General features: G+C 63.4%; 12 protein-coding genes and 1 pseudogene. 7 read left to right on the plus strand and 6 right to left on the minus strand.

Translation table 11 applies throughout. From position 1 onward, the window contains the following. Nucleotides 1–137: 137 nt before the first annotated feature. On the plus strand, nt 138–1,847 hold the full coding sequence (gene menD, locus HP499_RS12425; protein ID WP_172324362.1) for a 2-succinyl-5-enolpyruvyl-6-hydroxy-3-cyclohexene-1-carboxylic-acid synthase: 1,710 nt from the start codon (nt 138–140) through the stop codon (nt 1,845–1,847). A 147-nt stretch (nt 1,848–1,994) separates the two neighbouring features. Here the strand turns inward: menD and HP499_RS12430 are convergent, their stop codons facing one another. From HP499_RS12430 to HP499_RS12445, 4 genes are all read right to left on the minus strand, one after another. Further along, nucleotides 1,995–2,789 carry an amino acid ABC transporter ATP-binding protein gene (locus HP499_RS12430; protein WP_172324363.1) on the minus strand — a complete coding sequence of 265 codons (795 nt, stop codon included), beginning with the start codon at nt 2,787–2,789 and terminating at the stop codon, nt 1,995–1,997. 11 nt (nt 2,790–2,800) lie between these two features. Then, the gene (locus HP499_RS12435) at nt 2,801–3,592 is read right to left on the minus strand and encodes an amino acid ABC transporter permease (RefSeq protein ID WP_172324364.1); all 792 of its coding nucleotides are present in this window, start codon (nt 3,590–3,592) and stop codon (nt 2,801–2,803) included. A gap of 100 nt (nt 3,593–3,692) precedes the next feature. Next, nucleotides 3,693–4,490, minus strand: a complete 798-nt coding sequence (locus tag HP499_RS12440; protein ID WP_172324365.1) for an ABC transporter substrate-binding protein — start codon at nt 4,488–4,490, stop codon at nt 3,693–3,695. Between the two features lie 158 nt (nt 4,491–4,648). Further along, nucleotides 4,649–6,019 carry an isochorismate synthase MenF gene (locus HP499_RS12445; protein ID WP_172324366.1) on the minus strand — a complete coding sequence of 457 codons (1,371 nt, stop codon included), beginning with the start codon at nt 6,017–6,019 and terminating at the stop codon, nt 4,649–4,651. Nucleotides 6,020–6,110: 91 nt separating this feature from the next. Here HP499_RS12445 and HP499_RS12450 point away from each other — a divergent pair, with 91 nt between their 5' ends. The 4 genes from HP499_RS12450 to HP499_RS12465 all read left to right on the plus strand — a co-directional run bounded on the left by HP499_RS12450 (nt 6,111) and on the right by HP499_RS12465 (nt 10,884). After that, complete coding sequence (locus HP499_RS12450) at nt 6,111–6,872, plus strand: demethylmenaquinone methyltransferase (RefSeq protein WP_172324367.1); 762 nt, start codon at nt 6,111–6,113, stop codon at nt 6,870–6,872. Between the two features lie 29 nt (nt 6,873–6,901). Beyond that, entirely contained in the window at nt 6,902–8,245 is a 1,344-nt protein-coding gene (locus tag HP499_RS12455; RefSeq protein WP_172324368.1) for a geranylgeranyl reductase family protein, read from the plus strand. 9 nt (nt 8,246–8,254) lie between these two features. Continuing rightward, nucleotides 8,255–9,358 (plus strand): polyprenyl synthetase family protein, encoded by a 1,104-nt coding sequence (locus HP499_RS12460; protein ID WP_172324369.1) that lies wholly within the window; start codon nt 8,255–8,257, stop codon nt 9,356–9,358. Nucleotides 9,359–10,014: 656 nt separating this feature from the next. Continuing rightward, on the plus strand, nt 10,015–10,884 hold the full coding sequence (locus tag HP499_RS12465) for a type IV toxin-antitoxin system AbiEi family antitoxin domain-containing protein (RefSeq protein WP_172324370.1): 870 nt from the start codon (nt 10,015–10,017) through the stop codon (nt 10,882–10,884). 186 nt (nt 10,885–11,070) lie between these two features. Here the strand turns inward: HP499_RS12465 and HP499_RS12470 are convergent, their stop codons facing one another. Continuing rightward, nucleotides 11,071–11,496, minus strand: a complete 426-nt coding sequence (locus tag HP499_RS12470) for a hypothetical protein (RefSeq protein ID WP_172324371.1) — start codon at nt 11,494–11,496, stop codon at nt 11,071–11,073. Nucleotides 11,497–11,509: 13 nt separating this feature from the next. Beyond that, nucleotides 11,510–12,181, minus strand: coding sequence for a trimeric intracellular cation channel family protein (locus tag HP499_RS12475; RefSeq protein WP_172324372.1), 672 nt, complete (start codon nt 12,179–12,181; stop codon nt 11,510–11,512). Between HP499_RS12475 and HP499_RS12480 the strand changes: the two genes are divergently transcribed. Beyond that, nucleotides 12,182–12,955 (plus strand): sirohydrochlorin chelatase, encoded by a 774-nt coding sequence (locus tag HP499_RS12480; protein ID WP_172324373.1) that lies wholly within the window; start codon nt 12,182–12,184, stop codon nt 12,953–12,955. It abuts the gene before it with no gap. 153 nt (nt 12,956–13,108) lie between these two features. Next, a pseudogene (locus HP499_RS12485) lies at nt 13,109–13,849 on the plus strand (nitrite/sulfite reductase); the annotation flags it as partial.

Here is a 13,849-nt window from a genome sequence, read left to right on the forward strand (position 1 = left end):
ATGTGGGAGAGGGACGGCTGGAAGGGTTAGGGATGTGGGAGAGGGACGGCTGGAAGGGTTAGGGATGTGGGAGAGGGACGGCTGGAAGCGTTAGGGATGTGGGAGAGGGGTGGGGCGGGCGCCAATAGACTGGAACGGTGACTTCCCAGGACTCTCTGACATCCATCGGCGCCGCCCGGATCGCCGTTTCTACACTGCTCGACGGCGGTGTGCGGCACGTGGTGGTGGCGCCGGGTTCGCGGTCTGCACCCATGGCGTACGCTCTCGCTGAAGCAGAAGCTGCAGGCCGGGTCAGGCTGCATGTGCGCATCGATGAACGCGATGCCGGCTTCACAGCATTGGGCCTGGCACTTTCCACCGAGGCACCGGTGGCAGTGGTGACCACTTCCGGAACCGCGGTTGGCAACCTCCTGCCTGCTGTCATGGAAGCCAATCATTCGGCCGTTCCCGTTGTAGTGGTCTCCGCCGACCGCCCTGAAGAACTTCACGGAACCGGGGCCAACCAGACCACCATTCAACTGGACCTTTTCGGCGATCACGTGAGATTCGCCGTCGACGTCCCGGCTGGAGACCATCCCCAAAAGGCCGTTGCCACCGCACTATATGCGGCCACCGGGGCCCTCGAGGACACCCCGCCTGGTCCTGTCCAAGTGAATCTTGCCTTCCGGGACCCGCTGGTACCGGCCGACGGCGACGCACTTCCAGCCGCTGCTGGACACGGCGTGTTCCACTACGACGTCGGTCCTCAAACGCTGGATCTTCCGGCGGCACCGGAGCACTTGGCCGAGCGACGTACCGTGGTCCTTGCTGGCCACGACGCCGGCCCCGTGGCTGAAGCGTTTGCCCGTGCCCATGGTCTGCCGCTGCTGGCTGAACCGTCGTCGAACGCGCGCTTCGGACCAAATGCGGTGGGCCCATACCGGGTACTGCTGGCGCACTTCGGACCCGGATCAAGAACCCCGATCCAGCGTGTGGTCCTGTTTGGCCGGGCCACTCTGTCCCGCCCGGTGGCCGCCTTGCTGGCAAGCGAATCGGTGGAATCGGCGATTTACCAGCCCGTTCCCGTTGCCTGGTACGAGGCCGGCCGACGCCGTGAAACCCCGCTCGAGACCCTTCCCGAGCTCGCCGAATTCGCGGGCCGGGGACCTGCCGAGTGGCTGGACTCCTGGCTCCTCGCCGGCGCAGCGGCACAGCACGGCTTGGATGGAGTGCTTGCGGAGGAGACGCTTGCCAACGGCCCATCCGTGGGTGCCGCCGTTTGGGAACATTCACGGGGGCAGTTGGTGCTTGGCTCCTCCAACGGCATCCGCGATGTGGACCTCGCCGGTCAACCCCACCCGGAACCCATCGCCACCGTGAACGCAAACCGTGGCCTCGCCGGCATCGACGGCACTATCGCCACAGCCACGGGAATCGCCGTGGGCAGTGGCCGCGAAACCACCGTCCTCCTGGGCGATGTCACCTTCCTCCACGATGCCGGGGGACTGCTCCTCGGGCACGGCGAACCCGTCCCGGACCTGCGCATCGTGGTGCTCAACGATTCCGGCGGCGCCATCTTCAGCCTCCTGGAGCACGGTGCGGTTGAAGACTCAGGCGCCTACGGCACCGCCGTCGAACGCCTCTTTGGCACCCCGCACTCCGTGGACATCGCGGCGCTTGCGGCGGCGTACGGCATCGGGCACCAAGCGGTGAGTACGACGGCGGAACTTGCTGCGGCGCTGAAGTCACCGGTGAAGGGACGCACCATTGTGGAGGTGCGCGTGGACCGGGCGGGCTTGCGTGCGCTCCATGCACGCATCAAGGAAGCAATCTCCGGAGCCGTGAGCCAGGTCCTGACCGCCGGTTGAGGCCAACGCCGGCAAGCCTCGTGCCCGTTCCCGCCCGGCGGAAACGGGCGCGCCGGGGAAACAAAAGAGCGCCCACAAGAACGCAAAAACGGGCGGGCAACACTCACGAAGAGTGCGCCCGCCCGTCAGCGGGGGAGTGCGGGAAAGCTACGCTTCCTCCACCCCAATGTGCGTCGGGTCAAGAACACGACGCAGGAATTCCTTGGTACGCGGCTGGGTGGGGGCGCTGATGACGTTCTCCGCCGGCCCTTCTTCCACCACTACGCCGGCGTCCATGAAGACAACGCGGTCGGCAACTTCGCGGGCGAAGCCCATCTCGTGCGTGACCACCAACATGGTCATGCCTTCCTGGGCCAGCTTGCGCATGACAGCCAGGACGTCGCCCACGGTCTCGGGGTCCAGAGCGGAGGTGGGCTCATCGAAGAGCATGAGCTGCGGGTCCATGGACAGGGCACGGGCAATGGCAACGCGCTGCTGCTGGCCGCCGGAGAGCTGGTCCGGGAAACGGTCGGCGAGGTGCCCCAGTCCAACACGTTCGAGGTTGTGGCGCGCCACCTCCGAAGCTTCGGACTTGGACCGCTTGAGGACCTTCGTCTGGGAAATGGTGCAGTTGTCCAGGACGCTGAGGTGCGGGAAGAGGTTGAAGTGCTGGAACACCATTCCCACGCTTTGACGCATCTTGTTGAGGTCGACGTCGGGGTCGGTGGCCTCAAAGGAACCAACGTTGATGGTGCCCGCATTCGGCTGCTCCAGCAAGTTGACGCAGCGCAGCAGGGTGGACTTGCCCGAACCCGAAGGTCCGATCAGGCAGACAACCTGGCCCGGTTCAACCGTCAGCGAGATGCCTTTGAGGACCTCGTTGCTGCCGTAGGACTTGCGCAGGTCTTTGATATTGACGCCGGCGGCGCGAACGGTGGCCGTGCTCCCAGTGGAGTTATTCATGACTGTCCTGCCTATCGCTTGGTCCGCGCGGAGCGGCTTTCGAACTTCCGTGCCAGGAGGCTCAAGGGGATGGTGATGACCAGGTAGAAAGCACCGGCTACCAGCAACGGCGTCAGGCCGGCGCCCAGGCTGGAGATGCCATCGCGGCCAAACTTGGTGAGCTCGTACTGGGAGGCTGTGAGACCCAGTACGTAGATCAGCGAGGAGTCCTTGGTGAGCAGGATGATTTCGTTGGTCAGCGGCGGCAGGACGATCTTGAACGCCTGGGGGATAACGATCGAAACCATGGCCCGCCAGTGCGGCATGCCCAGCGATCGGGCGGCTTCCATCTGGCCCTTGGGCACGGCCTGGAGGCCGGCGCGAAGGGTTTCAGCGATGTACGCGGCAGCAACCATACCCAGCGAAACCATCACGATGATGTTGACGTCCCACTGGATTCCAAAGGCCAGGGGTACGCCGTAGCCGAACGCGATGAAGACCAGCAGGGCCGGAACGCCGCGGAAGAACTCGATGTAGCCCGTGGCCAACCAGCGGTACAGCGGGAACGATGAAAGCTTCATCAGTGCCAGCAGCAGGCCACCGGACAAGCCCACAATGAACCCGAGTGCCGTGTAGATCAGGGTGTTTTTGAGGCCCACAAGGAAGATGTCCGGGAACATCGGGCCGATTTTGGCGAAGTTGAAGACGCTGGTGCCGATCGTCTTCCAGTCCACGGCAATAATTACGGCGGCCACGGCCACAACAAAGATTCCGGCCTGGACGTACAAACTGACTTTGGCTCGTTGACGTGCAGTCATTGCCATGGGGTTCTCACATTCATGTTGCGCAGGTGGGGCCCCGAAAGGACCTGAACAGATCGCTTCGGGGCCCGCCTGCGTGGATCTGGGGGAGCCGGGGCTCGGACTACTTGGTGGCTTCGCCGAACCAGGTGGTCTCGAACTTCTTCAGGGTGCCGTCATCGGTGATGCGCTTCAGGGTGGCGTTCACGGCATCGGTCATCGCGGTGTTGCCCTTCTTGATGGCGATACCCAGCTTCTCGCCCGTTGCGTAGTCTTCAACGCGCTTGAGGTTGGAATCGTCCTTGATGGCATAGCCCAGGACTGACTGGTTGCCCACGGCGGCTTCGATGGTGCCGGCCTTGAGAGCCTGGACCAGGAGGCCGGTGTCTTCGAACTGCTGGGCGTCGATTCCCTTGTCCTTGGCGTACTGTGCGCCGGTGGTGGCCTGCTGGACGCCCACCTTTTTGCCCTTGGCGCCATCAAGGTTGGTGATGCCGGAGGCGGACGTTGCCACGAGGGTCAGGTCGTCGTCCAGGTACGGGGTGGAGAAGTCCATGACATTCTTGCGGACGTCGGTGATGGAGATCGAGGAGATGGAGACGTCGCAACCGGTCAGGGCGGTGCCGGTCTCGATGGCTTCGAAGGAGCTGTCCACCACGTTGAGTTCGGCCTTGACGTCCTTGGCGATCTCGGCGGCGATGTCCATATCGAAGCCGACGATCTTGCCGTCCTTCTGGAATTCGAAGGGCTCGTAGGGAACATCCGAGCAGACCGTGAGCTTGCCTGCGTTGATGAGCGCGATGCCGGATTCGTTGGTGGCCGCGGGGGTCGAGGAACCACCACAGGCGGTCAGGGCCAGGGCGCCGGCTGCGAGCACGGCGGCAATCTTGGTGCCGGACAGAACCGAACGGGAGATCTGCATGTTGTTTACCTTTTGTTGCGGTGGATGCTGAACTGAGTCGGTTTTAGTGTAGCGCCGAACGTGAGATGTGCATCACAGGAAACGAAGTTTCACTAATGGATAACAAGTTTACTCACTAATCAACCACCTGCGAGGAGGCACTGTCCGGGATCCCGGATTTAGCGGCGAATCCCCAACGCTTCGAGCATCGGCCGGAACTTCGCCCATGTTTCGGCCAGTTCGGCCTCCGGCTGCGAGCCTTCAACGATCCCGCATCCTGCATACAGCCGGACCGTGTTGGCGTCCTCGATCACCGCACCGCGCAGGGCGATGCCCCATTCACCATTGCCGGCGGCATCAAGCCAACCCACAGGGCCGGCGTACGGGCCGCGGTCCAGGTGTTCGAGTTTGCGGATCAAGGCACCGGCAACCAGCGTCGGGGTCCCGCACACTGCGGCCGTGGGATGCAAAGCATTGATCAGGGCCAGGCACGTGGGCACATGGCCCTCGATGTCGGCCAACTCAGCCTTCACATCCGAAGCGAGGTGCCACACATTGGGCAGCTCCAAAATGAACGGTTCGTTGTGCGAGTTCATTGCCTCGGAGAAAGGAGCCAGCTGCCGGGTCAGGGAATCAATCGCAATCTCGTGCTCATGCCGCTGCTTCTCGGATCCAGCCAGGACACGCTCCGCATACTCCATGGGGGAGCCGTCCATGCCGTCGGCATCACGGCGATCCAGGGTTCCTGCAAGCACGCGGGCCTGCGCAGTGCGGCCCTCCACCTGAATCAGCATCTCAGGTGTTGCGCCCACCAAGCCGTCCACGCCGTACGTCCAGCATTCGCGGTATCTGGCGGCGAGCTGGCGAAGTACCTCCGCAGCGTTGACGCCCTCGGGAAGGGTAGCGACGACGTCGCGCGCCAAAACCAGCTTCTCCAGCTTGCCGGCCCGGATCTCCTCCACGCCGTTGGAAACAGCCTGCATCCAGGCGGCCTCGCTCAGGGAACCGGAGCTCAGGGAACCTGAACTCAAATGACCGGCGGAACCGTCCGCCGTGACCGCCTCCGGTGAGGGCACGACGTCGGAGCCTCCTGCCGCTGAGTCCTCGCCGTTTGGTTCCGGCTCGGTCAGCCAGCGGTGCACGGAGGCGAGGACGCCCGCTTCGGTGAGGGGGTCGTCGTCGAACGTTAGTTGGGTAGCCCACGCGCGGCCATCGCGGATCCCGACCACCAGTTCGGGGAGGATCAGGCGGGACACGTGCGGGGAGGTTTTGGAGAAGGCGAACGAGCCGAAAGCCACAGGACCGGTGCCTGGAAGCTCCACGTGATCAGTGATTTCGGCCTCAAGAATGAGGTGCCGCCACCAGATATCGGCCTCGAGGAAACGCTCGGGCCCGGTGGCGTTGAAGCGGGTCAGTTCGCCGTAGCCCACCAGTCCGGCCTCGCGGCGGGACCAGCAAAGGACGTCGTCCCGCACCAGAAACGACGGCAGCCCCCCGGAGGATGATTCAACATCGAGGGGGACTGTCAAGGTGCGGAGCGTGCTCGTCATGATGGAACAACAGTACTCCCGCAGGCAACCAGAATCTGAGCCGACTTCTACAGCGCAGCAAAGTCCGTTGAATGTCTGAGACAATTACAAGGTGAACCGAGCATCCTTGGAAAAGCGTCCGGACGAAGTTGCGACGATGTTTGATGATGTCGCCCCAAAATACGACGTCGTCAATGATGTCCTGTCCATGGGGCAGACGCGCCGTTGGCGCCGGATCGTGGTGGATGCCATGGATGTGAAGGCGGGCCGGAAAGTCCTGGACCTCGCCGCCGGAACCGGAACGTCCAGCGAACCCTACGCCGACGCCGGTGTGGACGTCGTGGCCTGCGACTTCTCCCTGGGCATGCTCAAAGTGGGCAAGCGCCGCCGCCCGGACATCGACTTCATTGCCGGAGACGCCACCAACCTGCCGTTCGCTGACAACAGCTTCGACGCCTCCACCATCTCCTTCGGACTGCGCAACGTTGTTGAACCCCGCAAGGCCCTTGAGGAAATGCTGCGCGTCACCAAGCCGGGCGGCCGCCTGGTCATCGCAGAGTTCTCGCACCCCGTAGTGCCGCTGTGGCGCAACCTTTACACCGAGTACCTCATGCGTGCGCTCCCTGCCATCGCCACCAAGGTCTCCTCCAACCCGGACGCTTACGTGTACCTCGCCGAGTCCATCCGCGCATGGCCGGACCAGGACCACCTGGCCCAGTGGCTCAGCGATGCAGGCTGGACGGACATCACGTACCGAAACCTCAGCGGTGGCATCGTCGCCGTGCACCGCGCACAGAAGCCGGCCGAGCATCGCGACAGCGTTCCCGTGGCCAAGCTTCGCCGCCAGATCAAACCGCGCCAACAGGCCGGCTGAACCCGTACCGCCTGCTGATTTAGGACGACGTGAAAGTACTGATTGTTGGCGCGGGCCCGGCCGGATCCACCGCTGCGTATTACCTCGCCCAGGCGGGCATCGACGTCACGGTGCTGGAAAAGACCTCCTTCCCCCGTGAAAAAGTGTGTGGCGATGGCCTTACGCCCCGTGCTGTCCGCGAGATCCAGAAGTTGGGACTATCCCACACGGTGGAGGACGGGTGGCGCCGGAACAAGGGCCTTCGCCTTATTGCAGGCGGACGCACCATTGAGCTGCCGTGGCCCGAGGTTTCCGACTTTCCCACGTACGGCCTGATCCGCACCCGGCTCGGTTTCGACGAATCGCTGGCCCGGCATGCCGAGTCCGCGGGCGCCGTCGTGCTGGAACGCCACAGCGTTACTTCCGCACTGACCGCCGACGACGGCCGTGTCATCGGCGCCCGGGCGTCCATCCTTGACGAGTCCGGACGCAAGACGGGCGAGACGCGCGACTTCCATGCCGACGTCGTGCTCGCTGCGGATGGAAACTCGACCCGAACCGCCGTGTCGCTGGGTATGCACAAGCGTGACGACCGGCCGTTGGGTGTCGCGGTGCGAACCTACTTCACGTCCCCGCGTCACAACGATGACTGGATGGAAGGCTGGCTGGAACTGCCCGGCAAGTCCGGCAAGCCATTGCCCGGCTACGGCTGGGTCTTCGGGGTCGGTGACGGCACGTCCAACGTGGGTCTCGGGATCCTGAACTCCTCCAAGGAATTCGGCAAGCTGGACTACAAGCAGGTCCTGCGCGAATGGACCGCCGGCATGCCGACTGACTGGGGCTTTACGCCGGAAAACCAAGTGGGCGAGATCCGCGGCGCCGCATTGCCCATGGGATTCAACCGCACCCCGCACTATTCACCCGGGCTGCTTCTGTTGGGCGACGCCGGCGGCATGGTGTCTCCGTTCAATGGCGAGGGCATCTCCTACGCCATGGAGTCCGCCCGGTTCGCGGCAGAGTTCATCATTGACGCCTCCGCCCGCTCGGCGTCGGCCGGCTGGTCAACGCTCGACGCCGATGCGCACCTCTCGCGGTACGGCGACTACGTGCGGGACCAGTGGGGCTCGCACTTCACGCTGGGCCGTGCCTTTGCTTTCCTCATAGGCAAGCCGGCCGTGATGAAGCTTGCACTGCGGACCGGGATGCCGATTCCTGTGCTGATGCGCTTTGTGGTCCGCATGCTGGCCAACCTCACCGACCCAGCCGCGAAGGGTTTCGAAGACCGCGTCATCCGGGTCCTTGAGATGCTGGTTCCGGCCACCTCCAACACTTCCACTGCCCGCGCCCATACGCCGGCAGGCACCGACTCCGCGGTTTCCGCAACAACTAGTTAGGGTTATTCCGTGACGAACTCTGCCGAACACAGCTGGACGCATGCCGGGCACGGCCTGCCGGACTCTGTTGAGCCTGCTCCCAACACCACTGCGATCGCAACGGGACTCCAGCTGCCCGCCGGTTTTGCCGCCATCGCCGGCGATGCCGAGCTCGGCCCTGCCATCACCACCAACCTTGCCCGGGTTGAGAAGAAGCTCCGCGAAGCCATCTCCAACTCGGACCCCCTGGCTGATGCGACGTCGCGTCACCTGGTGGAAGCCGGTGGCAAACGCATCCGCCCCCTCCTTACCCTGTTGTGCGCCCACCTTGGCGATGCTTCACGCTCCGAGGTTGTCCAGGCTGCAGTAGTTGTGGAGCTCACGCACCTCGCAACGCTCTACCACGATGACGTGATGGACTCCGCTCCCTTCCGCCGTGGCGCTCCTACGGCCCATGAAGTCTGGGGCAACTCGGTGGCCATCCTCACCGGTGACTTGATCTTTGCCCGCGCCTCCATCCTCGTGTCCGAACTCGGCTCCAGGGCGTTGGGCATCCAGGCCCGAACCTTCGAACGTCTGTGCCTCGGCCAGCTCCACGAAACCGTGGGACCGCGCGAAGACGAGGATCCGGTGGAGCACTACCTGTCCGTCATCGCTGACAAGACCGGTTCCCTGGTGGCAGCGTCCGGTCAGCTCGGTGCGATCTTTGCCGGCGCCGATGAGGCCTACGAGGACCTGCTGGTGGAGTACGGCGAGAAGGTGGGCGTTGCCTTCCAGCTCGCGGATGACGTCATTGATGTCACCGGCGTGAAGGTCAAGTCCGGCAAGTCCCCGGGCACCGACCTCCGTGAAGGTGTGCCCACTTTGCCCGTGCTGCTGCTCCGCCGTGACGCGGCTGCAGGGGATGCCTCCGCCAGTGCTCTGCTGGAATTGATCGACGGCGACCTGTCCTCCGACGAAGCCCTGGCTGAGGCCGTGGCAGGCCTGCGCGAGCACCCGGTTACCAACGAGTCCTGGAAGATTGCCCGCCAGTGGTCCGCCGAGGCCGTGGCTGCCTTGGCCCCGCTGCCCGAGGGTGTGGTGAAGGCGTCGTTGACCAACTTCGCGCATGCCGTGGTGGACCGCAGCAGCTAGTTTTCCACTTCTTGACAGGCGTCCGGTCTTCTGGCTGGGCGCCTGTTCTTGTTTCCGGGTACTTGTTTTTGTGTCCGGGTACTAAGTGCAGGCCGTCGTGACCCTAGCTGGGCCCCGGGGCGCCGTTGTCGAGGGAATCCCGTACCGCCATCACCTACTTTGTGGGTCTGAGGGGACGGCTCGCCTATAGTTTCGGCGTGTTGGGTGGTCTGGGGAATCAAAGTGGGTGGTGGCCGTACGCGCCAAAGTGCGAGGTCCACGCAAAAACGGAATGGCCCCGGCTCGTTGCAACGTTACGAGTCATACGCTGCACCGAACCGGGACCACAATCTCCGTTCGCATCAGACCCACCGGAGGCATTTAGTGGATCCGTGAAAAGCTTATGACAATCCTGTCACATATGCAACTCTTTGGGTCAATGGTTTTTTATCCTTTTCGGCCTGATTTACAGGCAGTGCGGAGCGTGGTCGGTCGCTCCAGTTTTCAGGGGCGGTGCCGGTGTCACCCACTTTGAGTTCCAAGTGCGGGGGTTGCTACCACAGGGGGCGTGTCCTGCCCTCCTAGGCCGGCAAAGCGGGTGGTGGAGGTGCGTGCGGTTGTCCACATAGGGGCAATTTCGGCAACCGGAAGGGCCGTGTCGAACCCAGCATGGCTACATGGACCTCACCACATTCCTCCGAAGCCGGCACGGAACAGCCAGGACGGAAACCCTCAGGAAGGCGGGATTCTCCCAGCGGGTCCTCGCGAAGGCTGTCAGTACCGGGGCCGTCAAGCGTTTGCACCGCGGCGTTTACACGCTCAGGGAGGCCGACCCGGACGTAGTCGCTGCCTTTCGAGCGGACGGCGTGATCACCTGCGTCTCTGCCGCGCGGTTCTATGGCCTCTGGACTCTTGGGGGAGCAGAGGAAGTCCATCTAAGCTGCAGCACAGGACTGGCGAGGCTACGAGTGGTCCACCACGGGGCCCGTCTGCACCCCGATCATCCTTACTTGCCTGTTGCAGGGGTAGCAGATGTGTTGATCCATGCCCTCCGATGCTTGCCGGAACTCGACGCGCTCGTCATGGTGCAGAGTGCAGTCAGCCTTGCACTGCTCTCCACGGACTTCCTGAGGTCAAAGCTTCCGGGCAACAGAAACGGCAGGATGCGGGAAAGCTTGGACTTGGTTCTTCCGCGTGCCGACTCCCTCCTCGAGGTGCTGGCGCATACACACTTCACCAAGGCGGGCCTCAAGGTTCAGATGCACGTGGACGTGCCGGGGGTGGGTGAGGTGGACTGCCTCGTCAACGAGTGCCTGATCGTAGAACTCGACGGCGGCACCCACCTTGAGCGGAAACAGGTCAAGAAGGACCAGTACAGGAACAACGCAGCCATGCGGGGAGGGCTATTATGCCTCCGCTATTACTATGCGGACGTCGTTCACCACCCTGAGCGCATGGTGGGTGAAGTCCTGGCAGTCCTGCGCAAGAGGGAAGCCGGCCGCTTTGCCCCGGCGAGATACGCACCCGGGTGGGTTCCGCCGTCGTAAGCATTCTCTGCGGCGGTACCGCCGCCACCCACTTTGACCGCAATTCTCCAGCGACACGCCCTTCTGAACGGCGTGTTAGGCCCATCCAGCGATCAAAGTGGGTGGCAGCCGCACACCCCCCCGCAAACAAAACAGCCCCCACCCTGACAGGCAAGGTCAGGGAAAGGGCTGCATCAAAACTGGAAGTTAGTCTTCGTCGTCGTTGAACGCCCACTCGAACATGTCGAACACGAACTCGGAGAAGGTGCCCTCTTCGCTCTTCCACTGGCCGCGGGCATTGTTGCGGCGCCAGACGATGGGGTCCGGGATGCTGAGGTCGGCTGTGCGGAATCCCCAGGTGAACTGCTCTTCTTCGTCCTCAAGGAACATGAGGAAGCCCTCGTCATCGACCTCGAGCTCTTCGGGATCCCAGAAGTAGTGGTAGGCCTCCATGAGGTCCTCGCAACCGCCGATTGCGAGGTAGAACTCGCGGAGAACCAGCGGGATGGTGAAGGAGTGATCGGCGAGGGCGTCATCGAGTTCCTCAGGCGTGAGGCCGTCTTCTTCCTGCCATTCATCCTCGAGATACTTTGGGACCAGCGCACGGAACTTCTCGAGGAACATGTCAGTCATGCTCTTATCCTAGCTAATCCCGGGCCCCCGAAATTGCGCCCGGTCCAGCTCCGGGGCGGTGCCATCCGCGGACGGCCAGCGGTACATGCCAGCTGCGGCGCCAGGCAGTGACACGGAAGGCGAAGACAACCGCAGCCACAACGCATGCGGTCAGCCCGGTGAAGTTACCCAGATGCCACAGGAGCGTGGTGAGGCCGGCCCCTACAAACGCAGGCAGGGCATAAAGATCGCGTGCGTTGAACAGCGTAGGAATTTCGTTCGCAGTAATGTCCCGCAGCAACCCGCCGCCCACGGCCGTAGTGACACCCAGCAGGATCGAGGCCACGGGATTCATCCCCGCGGTGAGGGCCTTCAGTGTTCCGGTGATGCAAAACAGGGCCAGCCCACCGGCGTCGAACAGGGTCAGCAGCGACGTGAAGCGCTGGACCGAGGAGAACAGGAAGTAGACCAGCATCGCGGCCAGCAGCGGGGGAGCGAGGTACGCCGGATTCGTGAAAGCGATGGGTGGGCCGGCGTTGATGATGATGTCGCGGATCACGCCGCCACCCAGGGCCACGATGGACCCGAGGAGTACCGAGCCCACAATGTCGAATTGTTTACGGGCGGCCAGCAAGGATCCTGAGACCGCGAAGAAGAACACGCCAACCAGGTCGAGCCAAAGAAGGACGATGTCGATGGAAATCAAGTGGACGGGTTCTTTCTGGATACGACTCTCAATAGATGCTGGCTCAACGTTACGCTAGCTCCCATGAACAGCCCCGTTTTGATCGCTTGCGCCCACGGAACCCGGAACACCGATGGGCAAGCTGCCATCCGGCAGGTCATGGCCGACATCGAAGCCCTCCGCCCCGGTTTGCGCGTAGTTGAGGCGTACGTTGACGTGCAGGAACCCGAGTTGGGCGGCGTGGTGGAGGGCCTGCCCGAGGGGACTCCCGCCGTCGTCGTACCGCTTTTGCTCTCAACCGGTTTCCACATCAAAGTGGACGTCCCCAAAGCAATCAAGACCCGGCCCGAGGTTGTGGCTGCCAAGCCGCTGGGACCGGACGCGCGGCTGGCTGAGCTGTTGGCCACCCACTTGCGCGCGGCCGGACTGGAGGAGAACGACGGCGTGCTGCTGGCTGCCGCTGGCTCCTCCCTTCCGGACGGCTCGGTTGATTCGGAGGAACAGGCGAGGCTGCTCGGAGACCTGCTGCCCAACAAGGTGCGGGTGGCCTATGGCGCAAGTGCCCAGCCAACAGTGCCCGACGGCGTCGCCTCCTTGCGTGCCGAACTCGCCACCGAACCGGACGGCCCAGCAGGCAGGGTCTTTATTGCCTCGTACCTGTTGGCTACCGGCTATTTCCACGACCAGTTGGCCAAGGCCGGGGCCGATGTTGTGGCGGCGCCACTGTTGCCGTCGAAGGTGCTCGCGGAGATCGCGCTGGAACGGTACGACGCAGTATTGGAAAGGCTCTCCTAACCTTTATCCACGCGGAAAAGCGGCTGTATGGACCTGCATAGAACAGGTCCTCCGGACAAGGCCGCGGGCGTGTTCGTGACGAAATGTTTCCCTAGGTGACTTAGCATTTCCGGACCTTTGCTGGCTAAATCTGGCCAGACCTACAGTCGATGTATGACAGATACAGCTGTAGCCGGTGCGTCCTCGGACACCGCAGTTCCCCCGCGTCCGGCGCGCACCCGCCCTGCCGCCAAGCCCCACGGCCAGTGGAAGGTTGACGGCACCGCGCCACTGAATGCCAACGAAACCTGGAAGCAGGAAGACAACGGACTGAACGTCCGTGAGCGCATTGAGTCTGTCTACTCCAAAGAGGGCTTCGATTCGATCGACGGGACGGACCTTCACGGCCGCTTCCGTTGGTGGGGCCTCTACACCCAGCGCAAGCCCGGGATCGACGGCGGCAAGACCGCAACGCTTGAACCGCACGAGCTCGAAGACAAGTACTTCATGCTGCGCGTGCGCATCGACGGCGGCGCGCTGACCACAGAGCAGCTTCGCGTCATCGGCCAGATTTCCGTGGACTTCGCCCGCGGCTCGGCCGACCTCACGGATCGCCAGAACATCCAGCTGCACTGGATCCGAGTCGAAGACGTGCCGGAGATCTGGCGCCGCCTGGAGTCCATCGGCCTGTCCACCACCGAAGCGTGCGGCGACGTTCCCCGCGTCATCCTCGGCTCCCCGGTTGCGGGTATCGCCAAGGACGAGATCATCGATCCCACGCCGCTGATCCACGAGCTCGCCGAGCGGTTCATCGGTGACCCCGAGCTGGCCAACCTGCCGCGCAAATACAAGACCGCCATTACGGGCCACCCGTCCCAGGACGTGGTGCACGAGATCAACGACTTCGCTTTGGTT

It is taken from the genome of Paenarthrobacter sp. CM16 (assembly GCF_013179505.1).
In the GTDB taxonomy this organism is placed as follows: domain Bacteria; phylum Actinomycetota; class Actinomycetes; order Actinomycetales; family Micrococcaceae; genus Arthrobacter.

Coding starts and splice junctions, on each gene's coding strand:
- HP499_RS12435 (WP_172324364.1), bottom strand. CDS start 3,592: ATGGCAATGACTGCACGTCAACGAGCCAAAGTCAGTTTGTACGTCCAG.
- HP499_RS12465 (WP_172324370.1), top strand. CDS start 10,015: ATGGACCTCACCACATTCCTCCGAAGCCGGCACGGAACAGCCAGGACG.
- HP499_RS12440 (WP_172324365.1), bottom strand. CDS start 4,490: ATGCAGATCTCCCGTTCGGTTCTGTCCGGCACCAAGATTGCCGCCGTG.
- HP499_RS12470 (WP_172324371.1), bottom strand. CDS start 11,496: ATGACTGACATGTTCCTCGAGAAGTTCCGTGCGCTGGTCCCAAAGTAT.
- HP499_RS12430 (WP_172324363.1), bottom strand. CDS start 2,789: ATGAATAACTCCACTGGGAGCACGGCCACCGTTCGCGCCGCCGGCGTC.
- HP499_RS12445 (WP_172324366.1), bottom strand. CDS start 6,019: ATGACGAGCACGCTCCGCACCTTGACAGTCCCCCTCGATGTTGAATCA.